The sequence below is a fragment of the Roseobacter ponti genome, from assembly GCF_012932215.1.
Lineage (GTDB): Bacteria > Pseudomonadota > Alphaproteobacteria > Rhodobacterales > Rhodobacteraceae > Roseobacter > Roseobacter ponti.
Window position 1 is genome coordinate 1,539,774 of sequence record NZ_CP048788.1, and the last position, 24,215, is coordinate 1,563,988.

Genomic DNA, 24,215 nt, shown 5'->3' on the forward strand with positions numbered 1-24,215 from the left:
ATTGCCTAGCTTTTGCATGTTCTTGTGTATGTCTCCGTCCCCTTGCGGGCCGAGAAGCCGTTAAGGCCGATGTTTAACCCCAGAGTGGTCGATGGCTCAAGACTTGTCGAGGTGGTAAAGCGCCGGTCCACAGAGAAGTCAACCGACACGCATTCGTTGTTGTAGCTCACGCCGGCACCAGCCGTCACCGCTCCGTTGGCCGAGAAATCGTAGCGCCAGTTGGCCCGCGTCGTCCAGTGACGGTCCACCCGGTAAAATCCATCCAGCAGTATTTCTGACACGTTCCCGACAGACCCGATCTCTTCGTCCTCATCGAGCCAGATGTAGGTTCCCCCGATCCGGCCGCGGCCTGTGCTGTATTCGCCGCGGAATTCAGCTTTGGTGAAATCGAAGGCATCGTTAAAGAGTGTGCGCGCCGTAATATCCCAACCGCCAGGCGTCTTGAACTGTCCGGCCAGCAACAGATCGGAACTCGTGCCGGTCAGGCCTGATGACACCGTAAAGCTGTCATCCGCTTTGGCCCGCACGACCTGCCCCAGTGTCATTGAACTGTCCCAGCCCTGCGGATTGTAGCGCGACCAGTTGATACCCCAGGCCCCGACGGTGCCCCGTTCGCGGCGGTCTGCCCTGGGAAACCGGGACAGTGACAGAAGGTTGCCGCCGTCAAATTCGACCCGCGTGCTCTCTTCATTGGGGATATCGAGGCGGTCACCGCCGGTCCAGCCGATCTGTGCCACCGGTTCGAGCAGATGCGACACACCGTCCTGAGATGTCTTTGCCAGGGGATAACGCAGAGCCAGTGCCGTACGCGGGCTCAGCTGTGTCTGGTTCTGCGGTGTCGTGCTGTCCTGGGTAATGTTGAAGAGATCCGCAGAAAGCCCGACAGTTGCGTCCGCGCGCAGCCCTCCGGGCAGGGTCCAGCCGCGCAGCCAGTCGGTATCGACATTCACCCGCGAGACGTCGCGGCCGATAATATCCTCATCGGAATAGCGGAAATGGCTGTGCGCGTTTGCGGTAAAGCGCAGCTCCCCGCCGAAACCCTGCGGGAAGTAACGGGTTTCATAATAGAGATCGGCGACGACGGTCGGCAGTTCGGCATTCACGTCGCCGTCGCGCAGGGATTTGTAGTTGATCAGGCCGGCCGAAATGAACTCGTCCCGCCGCGCCCGGCTGATGGTCAGCGCGCTGTCGAGACGGTCTTTGCCCGAGTAGCCGTAGTTTTCAAGATAGGCGTCATCCGAGGTCAGTTCCAGATCAAAGGTCAGCCGGAAATCATCCCGCAGTTCGAAATTACCAAGGCCAAAGAGATACCCACGGGTTTCTCCCGGGCGTTCGTCATCCCGGCTGACGGCCGTTTCAAAATCGATCCGGCCGTTCACGAAAGCCTGACGGTACCGCAGTTCCAGCGTGCGCGTGCGCGCAGAGACATAGGGCGTCACGGTGATGTCACGATGCGGGTCAATTGCGATAAAATAGGGGATCTTGATCCCTGTCGCGAGTTCGCTGGTGGTGCGCAGCGAGGGAATAAGAAAACCGGTCGTACGCTCGACGGTCGGATCGGGCAGGCGCAGACGCGGAAAATAGGCCACGGGGATATTTCTGATGCGGAACTGGGCCTGGTCGAAATAGATCTGGCGCTCTTCGCGGTCGTGGATCACCCGTTTTGCGCGGATCTGCCAGAGTGGTGGCTTGCCGTCTTCGCAGATCCTGCATGAGGTTACGGTGGTTTTGTAAAGCTGGTCATAGCGTGGTGTCACCCGCTGCATCCGCACGGCGGCCAGCTGCAGCTGCTGGTTCATCACCAGGCGCGCGCTGCTCAGCAGACCGGTGCGCAGGTTCTCGTCCAGACTGGCCGCCGACGCGAGGATCGTCGTGCGTCCGCCGTCCGTGATTGCAATCGGGCCCCTGATCTCGAGCGACCCCGCGCTTTGGTCATAGCGGATTTCGCTTGCGGTGATGCGGGTTGTGCCCTGAAAGGCTTCGACATTGCCACGGGCGACGAGCACCCGGTCTTCGCGGATGAGCAGCTCATCGGCGATCAGAACCGTGGGTGGTTTATCTGTCGCGGTCTGCTGTGCGGCTGCCGGGCAGGACAACGCCACGAAGAAAAGCAAAGCTGCAAGGCGGCTCAGCATATCAGCCATCCTCCGCATGCAGCAAAAGCCCGAGCGCGAGCATAACCGAAGCGACAGGCGGCGCCCATGCCGCCAGATAAACCGGGATCTGGCCATTCTCGCCGAGGATCTGCGCAAAGCTGCGGATAAAGTAGAGGCCGAACCCCAGAAGAACGGCGGCAAGCACAGCCACCCCGGTGCCGCCAAATCGCGTGTGGCGCATGGTAAAGGCGCTCGCCACCAGAACCATCGACATCAGAAAGAGCGGGCGCGCCAGTTCAGACTGCAGCCAGACGCGGTGCTGGCGTGAGGAAAACCCGGCCTGATCAAGCTGTCTGATGAAATCCGGCAGCGCCCAGATTGAAATGGAACCGGGGCGTCCGAAGCTTTCACGGATCCGCTCGAGGGTCAGCGTCGAGGGGATACGCAGCCGCTCGTGCGTGACGGCTGTGGCTTCGGCGTTGACGCCGGGTGCCAGCGGCCACTCCTTGGCATTGGTCAGCATCCAGGCGCCTTCCTCGAGGGCGGCACTTTGCGCGGCAACGCGCCGGCGCGGGCCGGTGTCGGGTGCATATTCCAGAAAAGTAACATCATAGAGCACGGAGGCGTCCTGATTGGAGCGCCAGGCCCGGATCACAGTCTGGCCGGTTTCGCCGCCCTGGCGCAACCAGAGGCCCTCGCTGGAGATCGACAGGGTAGAGGCCCCGCCGCTCCGGTAGCTTTCTGTGAGCTGGCTGTATCTCGAAGACGTGCCCGCCACGATCGGGTTGAGCATGGTGACCGCAAAGGCGCCGATCAGCATGGCAACCGCCACCGGTGCCATCAGTGCGCTGAGCGCTGAACGTCCGGCCGCACGGGTCGCGACGAGCTCTGAGGTGCGCGCGAAATTCACAAAAAGAACGATGGTCGCAAGGATCATGATCAGCGGCAGGATCTGGTTCACTGTTTCAGGTGCGTTGAGCAGTGTCAGCCCGACAAGCTGCCCGAATGAGACGCCGAGATCACCGAATTTCCGGGTCTGATCCACCAGATCCACGAGGGCCACGAGGGAGTAGAGGATCATAGTGATGATCAGGAAACTCCAGATAAAGCGGCGGGCGAAATAGATGTGCAGGATCATGCCGCGACCCCGCTGAACCGGCGCCTTATCCACCGCGGGCGGGCCGCGTACCAGAGCATTGCAAGCGCCAGTACTGCGCCGGCGAGAGAGGGCACATAGAGCACCGGCCACATGTCGGGGTCACTGCGCACCGGATCAACCAGCGTGCTGCGTGCCCCGTCGAGCGCTACCAGCAGCAAAAAGGCGATAAAGGCCTCGCGCCAGATGCCAAAGCGCGAAAAGCCCCCGACCAGCAGTGTGCTGAAGCCGATCATCGCGGCCACCACGCAGAAGAACGGCTCCGCAAAGCGGGAGTGAAACTCTTCAGCCAGAGTGCCGGGGCTCTGACCGGTCTGCTCCGAGAGCAGATCAAAGGGCATTACCAGTTCAGGTGTCGTCAGGGTCCTCGCGCTGCGGCGGCCCTGGGCGTCATTGCTCACAAGGCTGGTGATATCGAAGGAAAAATCCCGGAAATTGGCCGTTGCCAGGCGCCGGTCGTCAGTGGTCAGACGCTGCGCCATCCCGTCCACCATAATGAGCGTGGTGCGGTTGTCGCTGCGGATCAGATAGGCTTCCTGGGCTGTGTATATGACACCTTCCTGCGGGTCGCGCCGGTCTGACAGAAAAACATCCCTCAGCACCCCGTCCACATCGATCGCGCGGGTATAAAACGTGACCCCGCGGGTCGGATTGAGAAAGGTGCCTTCGGTAAGGAGCCGCGCTGTGACATTCTGCGAAATCTCGGCTTCACGCTGATTGAGCTGCTGCTGGGCCATTGGCACAAGGAAATGATGCAGCACTGACGCCATCGCAAATACGATGATCCCGTAATACAGCACCGGCCGCGCGAGGCGGAACGGGCCGGAGCCTGTGGCCTGCATGACCGTCAGTTCGCTTTCATTGCTCAGTCGGTTGGTGACATAAACGGCGGCACAGAAGGTGGCGATCGGGATCACGGTTGTGATCAGCTTCGGCAGCCCCAGAGCGGTAAATTCGAGAAAGATAAACGCCGACTGGCCGTCGCTGATCAGGCGGTCAAACAGGATAACCGCGCGGTTGATCCAGAACACGGCCACCAGAACGAGCGCAAAAAAACCAAACAGGATCAGCAGTTGCGACAGGATATATCTGTCGATTCTGACCACCCGTACCCCTTTCAGTTTTTTGCCTGTGTTTTTTTCAGAATAGACCAGAATGTGCTGCGGTAAAACTGCTATCTGGCCTTCGGCCGTCAGCCGCGCTAGGTCGGTGGAGGAATGCAATCCCAGGAGGCCCGATCCATGACCACGCCGACCCCCGTGACATTTTCCGAAACCGATATTGAGAAGCTGGCCGGACATGAGGGCCGCGTCGCCATCATCGTGGATACGGAAGGCAAAACAGATGCGGCCGGGCGCCGGGTCAACCGGCTGAGCAAGGGCGCGCTGAACCGCGCGCTTGAGGCGCGCGCCGAAAAGGATCTTAAACCCGGTAAGGTGTTCACGCTGGCCTGGCCTGCGGGCATGAAGGCGGAGGCGGTCGATGTGCTTTGCCTGCCGCGCCGGTCCGGCGACACCGTGGCGCGAAAAGGCGGCGCAGTGCTCGGCCGTCTGCGCGGTAAGGCGGATCTGTTGCTGGCTGCCGGGCGGGCGCGGCGTGTGGCCCATGTGGTCTCGGGGGCTGTGCTGCGGGATTATGATTTCAACGTGCACAAGACCGGGGCGGAAGCCGCGAAAGGCACAATTGAAGTGATGTGCAGTGATTCGGCGGCCGCCAGAGAGACAGCGGCTCCACATCTGGCACTGGCGGACGGGTGCTTTTTCGCCCGCGACCTCGTCAATGAGCCTGCCAATATTCTGACCACCACCGAATTCGCCAGCCGCCTGGCGGATATGGAAAAGCTGGGTCTGTCGGTGGAAGTGCTGGAAGAAGACAAGCTGGAAGAGCTTGGCATGCGCACTCTGCTTGCGGTGGGTCAGGGCTCCGCGAGCCCGTCAAAAGTGGTGGTGATGCAGTGGAACGGCGGTGCCGCGGGCGAAGCCCCGCTGGCGCTCGTCGGGAAGGGTGTGGTTTTTGATACCGGTGGTATCAGCCTGAAACCCGCCGCCGGTATGGAAGACATGACCATGGATATGGGCGGTGCCGGTACGGTTGCCGGTGTGATGCGTGCGCTGGCACTGCGCGGTGCCAAAGCAAATGTCGTGGGGCTGGTCGGGCTGGTGGAAAACATGCCGTCGGGCACCGCGATCCGCCCTGGCGATGTGGTGAAATCAATGAAAGGCGATACCGTCGAGATCCTGAATACCGATGCAGAAGGCCGTCTCGTGCTCTGTGACGTGATGTGGTACGCTCAGGAACGGTTTGAGCCGGCCGGTATGATCGATCTGGCGACGCTGACCGGCGCGATCATCATCGGGCTTGGTCATGAAAACGCCGGTGTCTTCTCCAACGACGACACGCTGTGTAACCGCTTTCTCAAAGCCGCGGAGGCCGAGGGCGAGGGTGCCTGGCGGATGCCGCTGGGCGAGGCTTACGACGATATGCTGAAATCCCCGATCGCGGATATGAAAAACATCGGCGGGCGACCTGCAGGCTCAATCACCGCCGCGCAGTATCTGCAGCGCTTTGTCAAAGACGGTATGCCGTGGATCCATCTGGATATTGCCGGTGTGGCTTCGGTGAAATCGGAAACACCCCTGGCGCCCAAAGGGGCGACCGGCTGGGGCGTTCGCGCGCTCGACCGGCTCGTGGCGGATCATTTCGAGACGGAATAACCGCTGTGGGTATGGCGATGTTCTATCACCTGACGCGGCGACCGATGGAGGACACGCTTGCGATGCTGCTGGGCAGGGCGGCGGGGGCAGGGTGGAAGGTCGCGGTGCGCGGCACTGACCGGGCGCGGCTGGAATGGCTCGACATGAAACTCTGGCAGGGCCCGGCGGACGGGTTTCCGGCCCATGGACTGGCGGGCGGCGCGCATGACGCTGTGCAGCCGGTCCTGCTGACAACGCAGGAGGGGCCGGCGGGAAATGGCGCGCGCTGTGTCATGAGCATCGACGGGGCACCGGTTACGCCCTTGGAAGTCGCGGACCTGGAGCGTGTCTGCGTGCTTTTTGACGGCAATGACCCGCATGCGCTGGACGTGGCGCGCGCGCAGTGGAAAGTGCTGAAAGACGCAGGCGTGCCGGCACAGTACTGGTCCGAGGAATCGGGGAGCTGGGAAAAGAAAGCCGGCACCTGATCAGCGTGTGAGGGTCAGCTCTCCGCCCTCAATCTCGATCCGGCCCCACCGTTGCAGATAGGTCATGCCCAGCAGTGACTGCGACATCTCTCCGGCGTTCACGGTGGCGGGCAGGTTGCGGTCGGTGACGGCACCCAGTGTGACACTCTCCAGCCAGACCGGTGCGGTGCGCACCTCGCCGTTGGCCGTCATCGCCCGGCCAATATAGTTCAGCGCCTGCGGATCGAGGCCCGCGCGGCGGGCGTCTTCCTGTGTCAGCACCATATCGGTGGCGCCGGTGTCGAGCACAAAGAGCGTGGATGCCCCGTTCACATCCGCCCGGATATAGTAATGGCCGTCGGGGCTGCGCGGCACGACGATCTGGCCGGTCTCAGCAAAGCTGGTCTGTTGCGGCATGACCGTCTGGCGGATGTCTCCCCAGAGCCCGTATGCTGCAACCACGCCGAAAAAGATCAGCACCCAGATCGCCAGCGACTGCAGTGTTCTGTTCAGCGACATGCGGTTCTGCGCCACGAAAAAGCCTGCGATCATCAGACCGAGAAGCACAAGATAGATCAGACTGCCGATATCATCGCCCTGCACGGGATATCCTTTGCGTTGTTACCGCACCGATATAGGAAGCCGTGTGCGCGATGTCAGCCCGCGCCGGGACCAAAGCCGAAGGCCGAGAGCCCGTCGAGCACGAACTGAACGGACAGGGCCGCCAGCAGCATGCCCATCAGGCGGGTCACCACGGTGATGCCGGTTTTACCCAGAGCACGTTCAATGAGCCCGCTGGCCAGGAAAAAGGCTACGACGATGATCATCACGAGACCGGTAGCGCCGAGTACGGTGACAGTGCCTTCGAGCCCCGGACGCTGACCAATGAGCAGAATGACCGAGGCAATGGCGCCGGGTCCGGCGATGAGCGGGATGGCCAGGGGAAAGACCGACGGGTCATCCTGATCGTCTTCGTCCGAGCGGTCCTCACGGCGTTTGGTGCGGCGCTCAAAGAGCATGTCGAGGGCTGTCAGAAAAAGCAGGATACCACCCGACACCCGGAATGCGGGCATAGAGATGCCAATGAAGCTCAGCAGTGCCTCACCGAAGATGGCAAAGGCCAGCAGAACAAACACGCCCACAAGTGTCGCGCGCAGGGCGATACGGCGGCGCAGGTTGGCCGGCATGCCCCGGGTCATGGCCACAAAGAGCGGGGCAAGACCGATGGGATCGATCACCACGAACATGGTAACGAAGGCGGTGATCATAAAGGCAGTGTCAGGTATCATTAACTGTCCTGCCCGGGGGCTGCCCCGGACCCTGATGTGATTGCAGGCAGACGTCTCAGCGGTCAGGCCCGGCGGTTTCGAGTTTTTCCAGCGCGGTCATCCAGAGCGTTTCAGCCCGTTCGAGTGCTTCCATCACTTCGGCGTATTTCCTGTTCCAGACTTCCAGTTCGCCGCCCTTGGCGTCTTCGTAAAGTGCCGGGTCGGCCAGTTTGCCGGCGAGCCTGTCGCGCATTTCGTTGAGCTTTTCCACCCGGGTTTCGGATTTGCGCACCTCTGATTTCAGTGCCAGGATTTCGTCCCGGCTGGCGCGACGGGCCTCGGCTACCGCTTTGGGCTTTGCGGATCTGCTCACCGGTTTCGCCGGGGTCAGCAGCATACGGCGATAGGCCTCAAGATCGTCTTCGTAGGGTTTCACGGTGCCGTTTGAGACCAGCCAGAGCCGGTCTGCGACCATGCTCAACAGGTGCATGTCGTGGCTCACGAGAATCACCGCGCCGGAATAGCGTGTCAGCGCCTCTACCAGTGCTTCGCGGCTTTCGATGTCCAGGTGGTTGGTCGGCTCGTCGAGAATAAGCAGGTGTGGCGCATCCAGCGTGGCGAGCAGGAGTGACAGGCGTGCTTTCTGTCCGCCCGAAAGCCGGCCCACTTCTGTCTCAGCCTGATCCGGTCCCAGCCCGAAGCCCGCAAGCTGCGCGCGCAGCTTTGAGTGCTGCACATCCGGACGGGCCGAAATCATATGCTGCAGCGGCGTTTCATTGACGTGCAGTTCCTCGACCTGGTGCTGGGCGAAAAAGCCGACGCGCAGCTTGCCGGCGCGGATTTCCTTGCCGTCCATCAGCACAAGACGGTTGCTCAGCAGCTTTGACAGGGTCGATTTGCCCTGGCCGTTTTTGCCCAGAAGCGCGATGCGGTCATCCTGGTCGATACGCAGATTGAGCCTGTTCAGCACGGGTGTGCCGTTATACCCGGTGGATCCGCCCTCGATAGAGATGATCGGCGGCGACAGTTCTTCAGGCTCGGGGAAGGTAAAGACGCGCTTGGCCACCTGCTCGGGCGAGGCGATCATATCCATTTTTTCGATCATTTTCAGGCGGGACTGGGCCTGTTTTGCCTTAGATGCCTTGGCTTTGAAGCGATCGACAAAAGACTGCATGTGATCGCGCCGGGCCTGCTGTTTTTTCGCCATCGCGGCCTGAACGGCACGCTGTTCCGCACGTTGCCGGGCGAACTGGTCATAGGGGCCCTGATAGAACGTGAGCTTGCGGTCTTCGAGATGCAGGATGGCGCCCACTGCGCGGTTCAGCAGACCGCGGTCGTGGCTGATGATGATGACCGTATGCGGGTACTTCGCAAGATAGGCCTCAAGCCAGAGCGCGCCTTCGAGATCGAGATAGTTCGTGGGCTCGTCCAGCAGCAGCAGATCGGGCTGGGCAAAGAGCACGGCGGCCAGCGCCACGCGCATCCGCCAGCCGCCGGAGAAGTCAGAGCAGGGCATGCGCTGTTCGGCATCGTCAAATCCGAGGCCTTTGAGAATGCTTGCTGCGCGTCCCTCGGCCGACCATGCGTCGATATCCGCCAGCCGGGTCTGAATCTCGGCAATGCGGGTGGGCTCGGTGGCCGTGTCGGCCTCGGCCAGCAGGCTCGCGCGCTCGGTATCGGCTTCAAGAACGGTATCGATCAGGGATGTCGACGAGGAGGGCACCTCCTGCGCCACGCCGCCGATCTTTGCCCGCGAGGGCAGGGCGATGTCGCCGCCGTCAAGACCAAGCTCGCCGCGGATGATCTTAAAAAGGGTGGTTTTGCCGGCACCGTTGCGACCGACAAGGCCCACTTTGTGGCCGTCGGGAATGACCGCGCTGGCGCCCTCAAAGAGAGGGCGGCCTTCGACAGAATAGCTGATATCCGAGATCCGTAACATGAACGCTGCACTGAAGCAGGCGGGCGTCAGTGTCAATGTGTGACAGCACCCGGACGTGTGCCAGCGCTTTGCACGGCCGGCCATACCAGGGCAGGGGGCAGGGCACGCTCACCGCAGACGCCGTGCGGTTCGGGGGCGCAGGCCGAGCCCGGGCGAAGTCCGATATGCGGATAAGCACGGAGGGCGCGGGTGCAGACGTGCCCGGCAGGCCTCGTAAATCAGAGGCTGCTCACCCCGCAATAATCCGCTTTAACCGGGCGGGGTCGCGTGATAGATGCGCCGCAAATGAACACCCAGGAGATTTCCAATGGCTCTCGAACGCACATTTTCGATCATCAAACCCGACGCCACACGCCGCAACCTGACCGGCAAAATCAACGCCAAGTTTGAGGACGCCGGCCTGCGCATCATCGCGCAGAAACGCATTCACATGACCAAAGCCCAGGCCGGTGCTTTTTACGCCGTGCACGCAGAACGCCCGTTCTATGACGAGCTGTGCGAATTCATGGCGTCCGAGCCGGTTGTCGTGCAGGTTCTTGAGGGTGAGAATGCAATCTCGAAAAACCGTGAAGTGATGGGGGCAACCAACCCTTCCGATGCCGCACCAGGGACCATCCGCGCAGAATTCGCTGAAAGCGTTGGCGAGAATTCCGTGCATGGCTCCGATGCACCCGAAACGGCAGCAGAAGAAATCGCTTATTTCTTCTCGGGCACTGAGCTGGTCGGCTGAACCGGCCGGACAACTGATGTTTTAAGAGGGTCGGCCTGCGCCGGCCCTTTTTGCATTAAACGCCTGGCGGGCGCACGCCGATCTGGTCCATCATCCGCTCAAAGGCGTCCGCGTTTTCGTCGAATGCTTCGGCGCGGATGGCGTCGAACCTTTTGCGCAGGGCCTTCTTTTCTTCGCCCTGGCAGTCGTTCCACGGGCGGTTCTGCAGTGCCATAACCAGAACATAGTAACCGATGAAGTGAGGTTTGGTGCCTGCGCGCAAAAGCCGGGCATAAGCGGCATCCGCGCCGATCCGTCGCAGGGCATCTGCCGACATGATACCGGCATCCGCGCAGGCCGCCTCATAGGCGGGACCGAGATTTCTGATGGATGAGACCGGGTCAGACACGCCTGCACTCTGGCGCGCCGGATGGGCGGGATCAAGGAGAGATTCGGCCTCGCTCAGAGGCTCGCGTAATCCGTGATCGGCGGCTCTGGCTTATCCGTTTTTTCCGGCTCTGGCTTTTCGGATTTCTCCGGGGGCCGGGGGGCGGGTGGTTTTTGCTGCTCGTCATGCATGGCATATCCTGCTCGGGTTCTGCGTTCCTTACACCCGTTCCATCTAAAAGGGTTTTCTGCCGGTGCCGGGGCCGTTGCATGGCCATAGTGTGACGCGACGGGATAATCAGCGAAAAATCCGGTAGATTGTGTGCTGCCGGAACGGGGTACCCGGGTGCAGGTCCACTGACGGAAAATCCGGACGCCCGGGCGCATCGGGCCACCCCTGAGGTTCCAGCGCGATCCCCGCGAAAGGCTCCAGCCTCTGCCGCGGGTGCATCGCAATGTCTGAGCGCGCCAGTCCGCTGGCATTATAGACCTGCAGCCCCGGCGCTGTTGTTTCGATCTCAAGACGCATCCCGTCATCGCCGGTAAGCTTTGCCACCGGGCGCGGCGCAGCGGCGGTTTGACCGGCAAGGCACAGGTTAACGTCAATCGTGCGATCTGCCGGCATTCTGCGCTCAGATGTGAAATCGAACGCGGTGCCGGCGACGGGCAGCACCTGTCCGGTCGGCAGGTTCTCTGCATCGGTTTCTGTAAATTCTGTGGCATTGACCTGCAGGCTGTGCGCATCTGCGCCATGACTGCTAAGGGTCCAGTAGGGATGATGCGCCGGGTTCATCAGCGTGGGCCTGTCCGTTACGGCTTCAAGGATCAGTTCCAGCGCACCATCGGGCGTCAGCCTGTACCGAGCCGTGATCCGGCGGTTGCCCGGCAGGCCCGTTGCCCCGTGAGGCAGATCTGCCTGCAGGGTAACGCTGACTTCCGACTGTTCCGTTGTGTCCCACCTGAGGCTGTGCAGACCGCCCGGGCCGTTGTGCAGGCAGTTTGCGCCTTCATTGGCGGGCAGGGCCCATTTCTGTCCCGCGATCGTGACGAAGGCACCCGAAATACGGTTGGCGAGCGGGCCCACAATAGCGCCTGCATAAAGGAGATCGCCGTCATAGCGGGATGCATCCGGAGACCCGAGAACCAGGGCGCGGTCGGAGCTGCAGTGCCACAGACCGGTAAGCGTCGCACCGCGCTGCAGTATGGTGGCCCGCAGATCGCGTGACTGAAGTGTGATCATGGTGCTCTCCGGCAAAACGGGCGTGACATCTGATGCCACGCCCGTCGTTCTGCGCCAAGCCCTGCAAAACCCCGACGCTCAGCGCAGCATCCGTTGCACCGGAACACCCAGGTGGGCGGAGGTCGGATCAGAGTGTCCGCTGCCTGCGTTGTAGATAAACCGCTTGAGCAGTTCCGCCTGAAACTCGAATTCCTGCGCCTTGGCGATCAGTTCTGCAGGCACCTGCACGGTGCCGCCTGCCCGCGCAAATTCCATGTCGCGGCACAGGTTCAGCATGGGCAGGCAGATGTCGCTGAAGACACTGGCCGCAAGCCTCTCGCTGTGCGAAGGGTCCGTGCCCTGAAAGCCCAGATCGTGATGAAAGGCCTCGTTCACGGATCCCATGAATTCGCGGAACCGCACAATGGCATTCCGCAGCCCGTTACAGGCCTTCATGACCATAACATGCGCCCCGCACAGCATCAGCCCGGGTACCTCAACGAGGAACTCCGGCAGCGCCAGCACGTGCGGGCCGTCGTCCGGCACAGAGGCGAGGCTTTTGCGCAGGGCCCGCGCCAGCGATGTCACGAGCACATCGTTCAGTTCGTTGACGCCCTGAAACGACACCCGGTTCCTGAAGTTCTGACCGAGGATCTCGCAGGAGCGGACCGAAATCGCCTGGCCACCCCTGAGAATGAGGTTCAGCGTCAGTGTCCGGTCAGACACCACGGTGGTTGGGGCAGGAAATTCAAATGTATCTGTCATAGTCACGCACCTTTCGGACTCACACGCATACAAAATGCGGCATCCGGCTGCTTTTCCGGTAAACGCACCGTACGGTGGTGTTGCGTGCTTGGGAAATGATCTGAAAACCCTTTGTTTTAGTGGCATCTGTGTCGTAATACGGGAAATTTTTGCAACTGGGGGTTGCCAAGGCGTCTGCCTGGTGGGACATCTCTGACATGCGGCAGAGGCGCCGGACAGGGGGCTGAACATCATGGACGGGGCAGAAATCCAGGGGGCTGAACTGACGATCATCGGGATCGGGTCATCGGCTGGCGGGCTGGAAGCGATACGGGAACTGGTGGCCACACTGCCCACCGATCTCAATGTCACATATGTCGTTGTGCAGCACATGTCGCCGCACCACAAAAGCCTTATGACAGAACTGGTTGCACGACAAACCTCACTTAGTGTCCGGGACGTGAGCGATGGTCTGGTGCCCGCCCCGAATGTGATTTACGTGACCCCGCCCAAGACCGATGTGGTCTACAGGGACGGCCGGCTCTGTCTTGTGGAGCCGAGCACCGAAGTGGCCTCGCCGAAACCATCAGTGGACCGGTTTCTGCTCAGTCTCGCCGACGGGCACGGCGAGAAATCCATGGCGATCATTCTGTCAGGCACCGGGACTGACGGGGCGTATGGTGTACAGGCGATCCGTGAAGCCGGCGGGATTACCATCACTCAGGACACCGAAAGCGCAAAGTATGACGGTATGCCCATGGCCGCGATGCAGACCGGTTGTGTCGATCTGGTACTGCGGCCATATGAAATCGGCACGCATCTGCAGAAGATTCTCACATCGCCGCGTGATTTTGACGATTTCCGTCAGGAAGCCTCCGAAAAAAGCCCCTCGTCAGATCTGTTGCAGATCCTGCTGGCACGTACGCGGGTGGATTTCCGCGAGTATAAACAGACCACCATCAACCGGCGTATTGAGCGACGCATGGTGGCGCTGGGCATCGAGAGCCATGAGGAGTACACGCAGTTCTGCCGGGTCAATCCGAATGCGGTTGATGCGCTTTTCAAAGATCTGCTGATCTCGGTTACACGGTTTTTTCGCGATAAAACCGAGTTTGAGCAGCTGCGCGATCTGCTCCCGGCTTTGCTGAAAAAGAAGGGCTCGGCTCCTCTGCGGGTCTGGATTGCCGGCTGTGCGACGGGTGAAGAGGCCTATTCCATTGCTATAATGCTCAGCGAGGCCCTGGGCGGCGCAAAAATATCGCTGAAGGATCACGTGCAAATTTTTGCCACGGACATTGACAAGGATGCTCTTGAGGTCGCGCGCCGGGGTATCTACGGGACGGCGGCGCTCAACGATATTCCCAAATCCCTGGCGGATCAGTACTTCATTCACCAGAACGACGGCATCCGGGTAATTGACAGTCTGCGCTCTGCCATTCTATTTTCGGATCACAACGTCTGTCAGGACCCGCCGTTTCAGAAGGTTGATCTTCTTTGTTGCCGTAACCTTTTGATTTATTTCGGCAATGCGCTTCAGCATAAAGTCATGTCGCGCTTTCACTATGCCATGAGCGAAAATTCCCTGATGTTTCTCGGCACAGCCGAAAGCGTGGCCGGATCCGACGAGATGTTTTTTCAGGATAACACCTCGGCGCATATATACCGGCGCCGGTCTATCCGGCGGTCCGAGCACACCGCGTTTTCAAACAGCCGCCAGGTGCCGCAGTCGCGCCGGATCGCACCGGCACAGCCCGCTACCCGGCAACCGGCCGAAACGACAGACCGTCAGATGTTCGAGGCACTGGCTTTGTCGCTGGGCAAAAACTCGGTTCTGGTCACGGACGAATATTCCATCGTGCGGGTTTACGGGAACGTCAGCTCGTTCATCGAGGTCAACGATACCAGCAATCTGAGAATGCACATCGATCTGTTGCGCCGGCCGTTCCGCGAAGAGGCGCGCAGTCTGGTGACGCTGGCACTGAAAAACGCAGAGCATCGCTCGGGCGTGCGACATCTGCTGGCCGACGATGATGACGCGGAAATCCGGCTTGACGTTTATCCGATCATTGCACGCGACATCAATGAACGCGCAGCGCTTGTGGTCTTTACCGAGCTCAGCATCGACCGTGCACGGGGGCTGGAAAAAGAACAGCTGTCCGAGGAGACGGGCTTTGATGCCGACCGGATCAGGCTGCTGGAAGATGAAGTTGCCACGACCCGTGAAGCCTTGCAGCAGACCATTGAGGAGCTCGAAACCTCTAACGAGGAACTGCAGTCGCTGAACGAGGAACTGCAGTCCACCAATGAAGAGCTGCAGGCGACCAATGAGGAGCTCGAGACCTCGAACGAAGAGCTGCAGTCCACCAACGAAGAGCTGATCACCGTCAACGAAGAGCTGCAGGTGACGGCGGCGGAGCTCAGCGGGCGGACCGGTGAACTGATGTCGGTGCTGGAGACTGCGCCGCTGTCGATCATGGTGCTCGATACGGCACTGCAGATCAGCCAGGCGACGATTGCCGCGACTGAGATGTTCAGCCTGACGCGCCCCGTAGCCAGCCCGCATGTCAGCCAGTGTGTGATGCCCGACAGCTTTCCGGCACTGGCCCCGATCTGTAACGAGACGCTCAAACTCGGTGAGACGATTCACAAGGAATTCAGCTCCGGCGGATCGCGGTACAAGCTGACCTGCTCGCCCTTCTTTGATATGCGCGGACAGATGAAGGGCGTGACAATCGTCATCTCAGAATTCCCCGGTCTGGCGATGGAGCTCGACGCCATTCTGGAGTTCGGGCAGATTTATCTTATGCACCGCGATCCGGATGGTAAAATCGTCCGGATCAGCGAGAAATCAGCGCAGCTTCTGGGCACCGACCGCAAGGTGGCGGAAGGCGCTGATTTCTTCAAGCTCGCACCGCCTGAACTGGGTAAGATGCTGCGTGCGCGGGATAAAAACCTGCTCGCCTGCGAGAGCGGTCGGGTCCGGACCACCGAACATGTGTATTCCGAAGAGGCGGACAGCAAGATATGGCTGAGCACCGAGAATTTCCTCTTTGAGGACCCGTTGAGCAATTCGGCAACGATTTTTACTATCGGAACCGACGTCTCTGACGTCGTCGAGGCCCGCCAGCGGGCAGAAGAGGCCTATTCGCAGCTGCTTATGTTGTCGGACATCGCAAAAATCGGCTTCTGGTCGGTCGATCTCGAAGCGGACCGGATCTACTGGTCTGACGAGGTATTCCGCATCCACGGCGAGGACAAACGCGATTATATCCCCGCGCTCAGCGAAGGTATCAATTACTACCACCCCGATGACCGTGAAGAAGTGAGACAGATCGTCGGGAAAGTGATCTCGGAGGGCGGTGATTTTCAGTTCAGAAAGCGGCTCATAAACAAGCAGGGCGACAGCGTTCTGGTGGAAAGCTTTGGCCTGGGCCGGCCCGATGACAGCGGCAATGTCACCCGGATTTTTGGTGTTTTCAGGGCATTGCCGGACGAAAGCTGACCTTCGTTTATCTTCGGTGAAATGCCGTTCCGTGGTTGCTGCGTCCGTCCCTTTCGGGTTGACCGCAGCACGCATTCTGCGCACCTTTGGGCAAAACCAAACGGGAGATCAGAAATGTACATGAAATCAGCCGCCTCCGCGCTGGCTTTTGCCGCTATGGCATCTGCCGCTTCTGCTGACTGCACGGAAGTGACCTTTTCCGATGTGGGCTGGACGGACATCACCGCGACGACCGCGGCAACAACGGTCGTGCTCGACGCTCTGGGCTATGAGACCGATATCAAGGTTCTGTCGGTTCCGGTGACCTACACCTCCATGGCAGCAGGCGACATTGACGTTTTTCTCGGTAACTGGATGCCCACGATGGAAGCCGATATCGCCCCGTACCGCGAGGCAGGCACCGTCGAAACTGTGCGTGAAAACCTCGAAGGGGCCAAATACACGCTTGCCGTCAACAAGGCGGCAGCCGATCTGGGGATCCGGGACTTTGCCGATATTGCCACCCATGCAGAAGCACTGGACAGCGAGATCTACGGGATTGAGCCCGGTAACGACGGCAACCGCCTGATCCAGTCCATGATCGACGGCGACGCCTTCGGCCTGAACGATTTTGAGGTCAAGGAAAGCTCCGAGCAGGGTATGCTGGCCCAGGTAGACCGCGCATCGCGGCGTGACGAGCCGATCGTTTTCCTCGGCTGGGAACCGCATCCGATGAACGCCAATTTCGAGATGTCCTATCTGACCGGGGGCGACGATTTCTTCGGCCCGGATCTGGGCGGGGCCACTGTCTACACAAATACGCGCAAAGGCTACTCCGAAGAGTGTCCGAATGTCGGCAAGCTGCTCAGCAACCTGAAGTTCACGCTTGAGATGGAAAACGAAATTATGGCCGGCATTCTTGACGACGGCAAAAATCCGGGCGAGGCCGCGGCCGAGTGGATCGAGAAAAACCCCGATGCGCTGAAGACCTGGCTTGATGGTGTCAAGGACGTCGAAGGCGACGACGACGCCTATGAGGCTGCTGCAAAAGTGCTTCTTCCCTGATCAGAATATCCCGGACCGCTGCTGTCTGCTGCGGTCCGGCCAGACTTTTTAAGGGGTCGCGATGGACTGGCTTACGGAAAACAAGATCCCCGTTGGTCAGTGGGCCGCCGGATTCTTTGACTGGCTGCAAACCAACGGCGAATGGTTTTTCGACGGCCTGGCGGTCGTCATGGAGTGGCTGATTGACCAGATCCTGTGGGTGCTGCAGACGCCGCACCCGCTCGTGATCATCGCGGCCTTTGCCGCGCTGACATGGGTGTTACAGAAGAGCTGGAAGACATGCATCTTTGTGGTGCTCGGGTTTCTTTTCATCCTTAATCAGGACTACTGGGAAGAGATGACGGAGAGCATCACACTGGTGATGTCGGCCTGTGTGGTCTGTATGGCGATCGGGGTGCCCATCGGCATTGCTGCCGCACACAGGCCCCGGCTTTATCAGGCGATGCGCCCGGTACTCGATCTCATGCAGACCCTGCCGACATTCGTTTATCTTATTCCGGCGATTGTTTTCTTTGGCATCGGTATGGTGCCGGGCCTGATTGCGACGGTGATTTTTGTTCTGCCGGCCCCGATCCGACTGACCCATCTGGGGATCAGCACAGCCCCGCAACCATTGCTCGAAGCGGCGGATGCCTTTGGTGCGACGGGTTCGCAGAAGCTCTGGAAGGTGGAACTTCCATGGGCGCTGCCGCAGATCATGGCGGGGCTTAATCAGACGATCATGCTCTCGCTCTCGATGGTGGTGATTGCGGCTCTTGTGGGGGCTGACGGGCTTGGTGTGCCGGTTGTCCGCGCACTTAACCAGGTGAATACAGCGCTCGGGTTTGAGAGCGGTTTCATCATTGTGGTTGTGGCAATCATGCTCGACCGGATGCTCCGGGTGGATCGCAAATGAAGGCTGCCGTTGAATTTGACAAAGTCTCGATCGTGTTCGGGGATGCACCGGCAAAAGCGCTGCCCGAAATGGACGCGGGCAAAACCCGCGCTGAGGTCGAGCAGGCCACCGGGCAGATCCTCGGTGTGCATGACTGTTCGCTGAGCGTGGCACCGGGGGAAATCCTCGTGCTGATGGGGCTGTCGGGCTCCGGCAAATCGACGCTGCTGCGGGCCGTGAACGGGCTTAATCCGGTGGTGCGCGGGGCGGTGCACGTAAATGACGGCGACTGGTCGTGCGATGTTACACACAGCTCTGCCGATGATCTGCGCCGGGTGCGCCGGGAATGCGTGTCGATGGTGTTTCAGCAGTTTGGTCTGCTGCCCTGGCGCACAGTACGCGAAAACGTCGGGCTGGGACTGGAACTGGCCGATGTGCCAAAAGCAGAACGTCTGAGCCGGACAGATAAACAGCTGGAGCTTGTGGGGCTTGCCGACTGGGCCGACCGTAGGGTGGGCGAGCTGTCAGGCGGTATGCAGCAACGTGTGGGGCTGGCGCGCGCCTTTGCCACCAACGCGCCGATCCTGCTGATGGACGAACCTTTCTCCGCGCTTGATCCGCTCATTCGCACCCGGCTGCAGGACGAGCTTCTGGATCTTCAGCGCGATCTCAGGCGGACGATCATCTTTGTGAGCCACGATCTGGACGAGGCTTTTAAGCTTGGCGACCGTATCGCCATCATGGAAGGCGGCCGCATCGTGCAGTGCGGCACGCCACAGGATATCTTTTCGCGGCCCGTGAATGACTATGTGGCAGACTTTGTGGCCCACATGAACCCGCTCGGCGTGCTGCGCGCACAGGATGTGATGGAGCCCTCAACCGGTGGCTCTGCCACAACCATTTCTGCTGATACCGGGGTGGAAGAGCTGATGCGGATGCTGCTCGACAAAGACGGACCAATCAATGTCGAAGAAGACGGAAAGGTCACCGGTCAGGTGACCAAAAGCGGTGTGATCGCGCGTATTCTCGATCCGCGCGATACAACAAATGGTGCAGGCAGCGATCAGTCCTGAACGCTGCGCAGCCATTCCAGCAGGTCGGCTACCGGCTGACTGGTCATCATCGGCTGACCGGCCGGGGTTTTAACCGCCACATCCCTGCCTTCAAAAAACCAGCCATATACCGGCATATCGCTGCCGTGGCTGACCAGCGGGTCGCGCCCGTCGATACGCGATACGATACGTTCGACCGGAAAGCGCCCGTCATAGCGTTCGGTCATCGATGTCAGGTCCGATGGCTGCACCAGAAGCACGGGCGCCATCGGGCCGTTGCCTTCGGCCCCGGCACCATGACAGGAAGCGCAGTGCAGTTGAAAAAGCCGGGACCCTTCGGCTGCATCCTGCGCGCCGGCCTGGCCTGCAATGCTGAGGGCTATTACTGTCAGAATGCGCATCTCGGTTGCTCCTTGTTCTGCTGCCGTTCCAGCTTAGGCGCCGGGAGCAAATGTGCGTTGATGCAGATCAAAAGAAGGGTGATGGATCGCGTGTCCGGCAGCGGCACGACGGCCGGTTTCAGCCGATCCGTTCTGCCCCGCGCCAGACGGCCCGGATGACCGGAGCTTCTTTTGTCGGTTCGACCCGGATCATGTCGGCCAGCATGCCCTCTGCGATGCGACCGCGATCGTGCAGCCCGGTTGCCTCTGCCGGCGCCGCCGACACCGTGCGGATGGCGCGGGGCAGATCGTCCCACAACGCCGCCAGCCGGAATGCCGAATAGAGCAGCAGGGACGGCACATAATCCGATGAGAGGATGTCCAGAAGACCGTTTTCCGCAAGCTCTGCGGCCGCCACATTGCCTGAATGAGAGCCTCCGCGGACAAGATTGGGCGCCCCCATGATGATGCGTATACCCGCATCCCGGCAGGCCGATGCAGCCTCCGGTGTCGTCGGAAACTCGGCCAGCCGGATGCCCAGATCCGCAGAACGGGTTACGTGCGCATGTGTTGTGTCATCATGGCTTGCAAGGGTTGCGCCCAGCCGCGCGGCTTCGCTGACGGTGGCCTGCTCATGAGGAATGCGCACCCTGTCGCCGAGATCTGTGCGCGCGGCCACGAGCGTGTCGAATTCAGCTCCTGTGTAGCCATACTTGCCGCTGTAATAGGTTCTGAGCTTTGACAGATCGCGGAACTGACGCTGGCCGGGGGTGTGATCCATCAGGCTCACGAGGCCAACGAGGTCATCGGGGCCGAACTCCGACAGTTCTTCAAGCAGGGTGTTCGAGCAGACCTCGGCGCGCAGGTGCAGCAGGTGCCGCACCCGCAATGCTCCCCGGGCGCGCAGGCCGAGGATCTCGCTGGCCACTTCGCGGGCATAGCGGTTCCAGTGTTCCTTGTCGCTCACCATTGAGCCCACACGCAATGCGTCGAACACGGTTGTGATCCCGACTGAGGCAAGCTCGCCGTCGTGGGCGAGGATCGCGGGTACATGCGGCAGTTTCACCTTTGGCCGTGGCTCCATGTGCCGTTCAAGGTTGTCGGTATGCAGTTCCACCAGGCCAGGCAGCAGCATGTCGCCCCGGCAGTCGATGGCACCGGCGGGCACATGATCGCCTTCGGTGATACCTGCAATCCGGTCACCGCTGATATGCACTGCACCTGTCATCACGCGGTCAGCCAGCACAATGCGGGCGTTGGCAAAACACTGCTCCGCAACGCCGGATACACCGGTGTTAGTCGCCGTGGCGGGAACAGTCAGGTAAGATGTCATTGCAGATCTCCGGTGGCGGGGTTTTCAGGGATATATCGGGGATTTTGCGCAGATGCATCCGGCATCTGGGGGGCCTTCATGGCGCACTGCCCTGAGCCAGCAGGTGCAGAGCCTCGCGCACGGTATCTTCGGGTGCGCCATCATTGCTGATGGTGATCACAGCAAGGCCGTCGGGCAGGGCTGGTGTGGGGCGGCTGAGCCGGCGCGCGATATCCGCAGTTGTTTCGCGGCCCCGGCCTGTGAGGCGCCGGGCGAGCGTTTCGGGCTGCGCTGTGATGCAAAGCACGGTGAAGGTGCCAAACCGGGCCGCCACATCATGCAGAACGCTCCGCGAAAGGTTTACCAGCAGTTTTTCGCCCCTGCCGATGCGCGCGACGGTGGCCTCCGGGATGCCGTAGCGCAGGCCGTGTGCCTGCCAGTGTACGACAAAACCGCCTGCGTCGCGCCGAGCATCAAATTCCGCGTCGCTTACAGCTTCATAATCCTCGCCGCCAAGTCCCGGTGCGCGGGTAATTGTCCGGCGCACCAGTCCGAAGTGTGGCGCCGTAGCGGCGATCCCCTGCATGATCGTGTCTTTTCCCACACCTGAAGGACCCGTAACACCTATGAGACGCCCGTTCACGCCACAGGCCGTGCCGGCACGCGGCGCGCTCCGGCAGCACTCCGGAGCAATGGCACCAAAGGTATATTTCTCAGCATCCGCCTGACAGGACCGGGGGTATTGCTCTGCTCTGTCCTGACTATAATCGGGTACGCTGCACGCACCGAAGTGCATCTGCGACAGGTTATCTGCATGGAAGAAAGTTGTCCGGCCCGGGTAAGTTCATTCATTTTCATGCGTCCTTCGTGTTCCTGTCAGATATGAGGCATCATGCTGATGCACAGCAGGCGGTCGCCGTGCTGCGGATCATCAGTCAACCGGCCGTGGGCCGGCCAGGTGCAACGCAAAGCCTGCCTGGCTTTCAGCATATACTGAGAAGGAACGGGTGACAGCGCGGTCGTGCAAAGAAAGCTCCGATCGCGGCGCCTCTTCGCAACCGGATTTCACCGAAGGTCACGACGATCCGGCATCTGTGCCGCGCCATGAAAACCGCGAAGGCGCCTTCACGGTCATGCTCTGTTTGCGACCCTCAATGGAATAAAGAACCGTTGGACCGATCCCTTTGAGACGGACGCGGGCCTGCCTTTCAAAGGTGAATTCAGTGCCGATCCGTTCAATCACCGACTGGCTGACCGATATCTTGCCGGGTTTGCCGGCTTCCTCAATGCGTGATGCGATGTTTACTGTCGTGCCCCAGAGGTCATAGACAAACCGCAGATCGCCCACAACTCCGGCAACCAGCGGCCCGCTGTGCACACCGATCCGGACCCTCAGATCATGCTCCATGGAGAGACCGAGCTGACGCGTCTGAAACAGCAGCTCAAGGGCTGCATCAATGGCAATCGCGCAGTGGTCGGCCTGATCGCGTGTCACACCTGAGACATACATATAGCTGTCCCCGATGGTTTTGATCTTCTCCAGCTCATACCGCTGAATGACAGTGTCGTACCGGCCAAAGAGGTTTCGCAGAAGCGTGATGGACTCTTCCGGCGACACGCGTGCTGAATACTCGGTGAAATCGACGATATCGACAAAGACCACGGTCGCGTCGGTCACCTGATCCACGATCTGGTCGGCGCCTTCGTTCATGCGGGCGGCGATACGTTTGGGCAGCACGCTTTCCAGCAGAGCATTTTTCTGCTCCAGCACATCCGCAAGATCGGACTGCTGTTTCTCTGCATGGCCAAAGGAGCGTTCGAGCTCGAACAGCACCGAATTGTAAAAGAGCCCGATCTGTCCGACTTCGGTAAAGGGCGATTGTGGCGCGCGCTCTTTCAGATCGCGGTTACGCGCCTGGCGCTGCATCACTTCGAACAGCTCATTGAGATCGGTGTTGGCACCATGCTCGCCGACATTCTGGCCGATGGTCTCGATGTACTGCGTCACCCGTAAAGGTATCACGCGGTTCAGCGCCCAGAGCAGCACAAAGGGTATGCCGACCGCATAAAGGCAGAGCACCAGAATGCCAAGAGCCTGCGCCAGAGCCTGGGAGGCAAAACCCGTTCCGAGCGCATCCGCCCCGAATACGGCCACCGCAACCAGCCCCCAGAGGCCTGCAAAGAAGTGTACCGAGACGGCCCCGACCACATCATCTATGCGCAGCTTTTCAAGGCCCTTGTCGCCGAAATAGGCAATGCAGCCGCCGACGCATCCGATCAGCAGCGCTTCACGCACACCTACCAGATCACAGCTTGCCGTGACCGCTACGAGGCCGGCAAGTCCGCCGTTCATCCCGTAAAACACGCTCGATTTCCTGGTGATGATCCATGACAGACCAAGACCCGTCAGCACGCCGCTTGCGCCGCTGACAATTGTGTTCAGTAACAGTGCCGGTACTTCAGCGCTTACTCCGAGCGCGCTGCCGCCGTTAAATCCGAACCATCCGAACCAGATCAGCAGGACACCGAGCATGGTCAGAGGCAGATTGGAGCCGTTGAAGCGGCGCGGCTGGCCGCTGTCCAGGAACCGCCCCTCGCGCGGTCCGAGAATAATCACCGCGGCGAGCGCAATTCCCCCGCCGACAGCATGTACCACGCCGGAGCCTGCAAAATCGTAAAATCCTGCAACTTTCAGCCACCCGACCGGATCGCCGAAGGCATCGACAGCCCATGCCCAGTGTCCGAAGACCGGGTAGATCAGAGTGACCGTTATTGCCGTAATGATAAGATAGGAATGGAAGGCGCAGCGTTCGGCGACAGCACCTGACAGGATGGTCGCGGCAGTACCGCAGAACATCGCCTGGAAAATGAACTGAACGTAGGCGCCGCTGGCATCGAGCTTCTCAAAAGCGAAGTCTGACGTGCCGAACAGGCCGTCATAGCTCGTGCCGTACATCAGCCCGTAGCCCACCGCCCAGAAAAGGATTACTGAAACCGAAAGGTCACTTATGTTCTTGATAGCGACGCTGATGTTGTTTTTGCTGCGTGTGATACCGGCTTCGACGCACATGAAACCGGCCTGCATCATAAAGATGAGCGTTGCGCAGAACAGAACCCATACCTGATCGATTTCACTCATAGACTGATCAGATTCATAAAATTTCCAGATTAAAAGTCGGCTTAAATGCAGTCAGAATAATAAAAGCAGTCTGTCGTTACATTACCGGCTGTCAACCCCTCAGGGGCGGGGTGCGGCAAAGCCGTCCGGTCCCGGAAAAAGGTGGGTGACCGGGGCAGGGCGGAAGGAGCGGGGTCGGTCTCCTCCAGTATTATCGGCTGATCTGAATTTTGCCGCAGTTGAGCAGTAAGACAG

At 60.3% G+C, this 24,215-nt stretch carries 20 protein-coding genes; 7 read left to right on the forward strand and 13 right to left on the reverse strand.

The annotated features are described in order from the left end of the window. Window positions 1-5: 5 nt before the first annotated feature. Genes G3256_RS07475 through lptF form a run of 3 tightly spaced genes read right to left on the reverse strand, consistent with a single transcriptional unit; the run spans window position 6 to window position 4,358 of the window. Window positions 6-2,144: an LPS-assembly protein LptD gene (locus G3256_RS07475; RefSeq protein WP_246227841.1), complete on the reverse strand. Its 2,139-nt coding sequence runs from the start codon at window positions 2,142-2,144 to the stop codon at window positions 6-8. Beyond that, on the reverse strand, window positions 2,137-3,234 hold the full coding sequence (lptG, locus tag G3256_RS07480; RefSeq protein WP_169640221.1) for an LPS export ABC transporter permease LptG: 1,098 nt from the start codon (window positions 3,232-3,234) through the stop codon (window positions 2,137-2,139). Before lptG ends, G3256_RS07475 begins: the two co-directional genes overlap by 8 nt. Continuing rightward, window positions 3,231-4,358 carry an LPS export ABC transporter permease LptF gene (gene lptF / locus G3256_RS07485; RefSeq protein WP_169640222.1) on the reverse strand — a complete coding sequence of 376 codons (1,128 nt, stop codon included), beginning with the start codon at window positions 4,356-4,358 and terminating at the stop codon, window positions 3,231-3,233. The genes lptG and lptF overlap by 4 nt, the downstream gene beginning before the upstream one ends. Window positions 4,359-4,493: 135 nt before the next feature. Between lptF and G3256_RS07490 the strand changes: the two genes are divergently transcribed. Both G3256_RS07490 and G3256_RS07495 read left to right on the forward strand, forming a co-directional pair. After that, window positions 4,494-5,966 carry a leucyl aminopeptidase gene (locus G3256_RS07490; protein WP_169640223.1) on the forward strand — a complete coding sequence of 491 codons (1,473 nt, stop codon included), beginning with the start codon at window positions 4,494-4,496 and terminating at the stop codon, window positions 5,964-5,966. 5 nt (window positions 5,967-5,971) lie between these two features. Continuing rightward, window positions 5,972-6,433 carry a DNA polymerase III subunit chi gene (locus tag G3256_RS07495; protein WP_169640224.1) on the forward strand — a complete coding sequence of 154 codons (462 nt, stop codon included), beginning with the start codon at window positions 5,972-5,974 and terminating at the stop codon, window positions 6,431-6,433. Here the strand turns inward: G3256_RS07495 and G3256_RS07500 are convergent, their stop codons facing one another. From G3256_RS07500 to G3256_RS07510, 3 genes are read right to left on the reverse strand one after another with little or no spacing between them, the layout of a single operon-like run. After that, on the reverse strand, window positions 6,434-7,015 hold the full coding sequence (locus tag G3256_RS07500) for a retropepsin-like aspartic protease family protein (protein ID WP_169640225.1): 582 nt from the start codon (window positions 7,013-7,015) through the stop codon (window positions 6,434-6,436). Between the two features lie 53 nt (window positions 7,016-7,068). Then, complete coding sequence (locus G3256_RS07505) at window positions 7,069-7,701, reverse strand: MarC family protein (RefSeq protein ID WP_206040802.1); 633 nt, start codon at window positions 7,699-7,701, stop codon at window positions 7,069-7,071. Window positions 7,702-7,756: 55 nt separating this feature from the next. Beyond that, window positions 7,757-9,619, reverse strand: a complete 1,863-nt coding sequence (locus G3256_RS07510; RefSeq protein ID WP_169640226.1) for an ABC-F family ATP-binding cassette domain-containing protein — start codon at window positions 9,617-9,619, stop codon at window positions 7,757-7,759. Between the two features lie 307 nt (window positions 9,620-9,926). On the opposite strand from G3256_RS07510, the gene ndk reads away from it, so the two are divergent. Continuing rightward, window positions 9,927-10,349: a nucleoside-diphosphate kinase gene (gene ndk, locus G3256_RS07515; RefSeq protein ID WP_169640227.1), complete on the forward strand. Its 423-nt coding sequence runs from the start codon at window positions 9,927-9,929 to the stop codon at window positions 10,347-10,349. Window positions 10,350-10,404: 55 nt separating this feature from the next. On the opposite strand, the gene G3256_RS07520 is transcribed toward ndk, so the two are convergent. The 3 genes from G3256_RS07520 to G3256_RS07530 all read right to left on the reverse strand — a co-directional run bounded on the left by G3256_RS07520 (window position 10,405) and on the right by G3256_RS07530 (window position 12,699). Continuing rightward, window positions 10,405-10,737, reverse strand: coding sequence for a TfoX/Sxy family DNA transformation protein (locus G3256_RS07520; RefSeq protein ID WP_169640228.1), 333 nt, complete (start codon window positions 10,735-10,737; stop codon window positions 10,405-10,407). A gap of 276 nt (window positions 10,738-11,013) precedes the next feature. Continuing rightward, window positions 11,014-11,955 (reverse strand): aldose epimerase family protein, encoded by a 942-nt coding sequence (locus G3256_RS07525; protein WP_169640229.1) that lies wholly within the window; start codon window positions 11,953-11,955, stop codon window positions 11,014-11,016. Between the two features lie 78 nt (window positions 11,956-12,033). Further along, window positions 12,034-12,699 carry a hypothetical protein gene (locus tag G3256_RS07530; RefSeq protein ID WP_169640230.1) on the reverse strand — a complete coding sequence of 222 codons (666 nt, stop codon included), beginning with the start codon at window positions 12,697-12,699 and terminating at the stop codon, window positions 12,034-12,036. Between the two features lie 232 nt (window positions 12,700-12,931). Between G3256_RS07530 and G3256_RS07535 the strand changes: the two genes are divergently transcribed. From G3256_RS07535 to choV, 4 genes are all read left to right on the forward strand, one after another. Next, complete coding sequence (locus tag G3256_RS07535; RefSeq protein WP_169640231.1) at window positions 12,932-16,180, forward strand: chemotaxis protein CheB; 3,249 nt, start codon at window positions 12,932-12,934, stop codon at window positions 16,178-16,180. 114 nt (window positions 16,181-16,294) lie between these two features. Continuing rightward, window positions 16,295-17,224, forward strand: a complete 930-nt coding sequence (choX, locus tag G3256_RS07540; protein ID WP_169640232.1) for a choline ABC transporter substrate-binding protein — start codon at window positions 16,295-16,297, stop codon at window positions 17,222-17,224. 61 nt (window positions 17,225-17,285) lie between these two features. Then, window positions 17,286-18,119, forward strand: a complete 834-nt coding sequence (gene choW / locus G3256_RS07545) for a choline ABC transporter permease subunit (protein ID WP_169640233.1) — start codon at window positions 17,286-17,288, stop codon at window positions 18,117-18,119. Continuing rightward, complete coding sequence (gene choV, locus G3256_RS07550) at window positions 18,116-19,171, forward strand: choline ABC transporter ATP-binding protein (RefSeq protein WP_169640234.1); 1,056 nt, start codon at window positions 18,116-18,118, stop codon at window positions 19,169-19,171. The genes choW and choV overlap by 4 nt, the downstream gene beginning before the upstream one ends. Here the strand turns inward: choV and G3256_RS07555 are convergent. The 4 genes from G3256_RS07555 to amt all read right to left on the reverse strand — a co-directional run bounded on the left by G3256_RS07555 (window position 19,162) and on the right by amt (window position 23,981). Further along, entirely contained in the window at window positions 19,162-19,551 is a 390-nt protein-coding gene (locus G3256_RS07555) for a c-type cytochrome (RefSeq protein ID WP_169640235.1), read from the reverse strand. The two genes, choV and G3256_RS07555, sit on opposite strands and share 10 nt — an antisense overlap. Window positions 19,552-19,669: 118 nt before the next feature. Then, window positions 19,670-20,863 (reverse strand): alpha-D-ribose 1-methylphosphonate 5-triphosphate diphosphatase, encoded by a 1,194-nt coding sequence (locus G3256_RS07560; protein WP_169640236.1) that lies wholly within the window; start codon window positions 20,861-20,863, stop codon window positions 19,670-19,672. Between the two features lie 76 nt (window positions 20,864-20,939). Further along, a complete protein-coding gene (phnN, locus tag G3256_RS07565) occupies window positions 20,940-21,485 on the reverse strand; it encodes a phosphonate metabolism protein/1,5-bisphosphokinase (PRPP-forming) PhnN (protein WP_281359600.1) in 546 nt (181 codons plus the stop codon). 432 nt (window positions 21,486-21,917) lie between these two features. Beyond that, window positions 21,918-23,981 (reverse strand): ammonium transporter, encoded by a 2,064-nt coding sequence (gene amt / locus G3256_RS07570; protein WP_169640238.1) that lies wholly within the window; start codon window positions 23,979-23,981, stop codon window positions 21,918-21,920. Window positions 23,982-24,215: the final 234 nt, after the last annotated feature.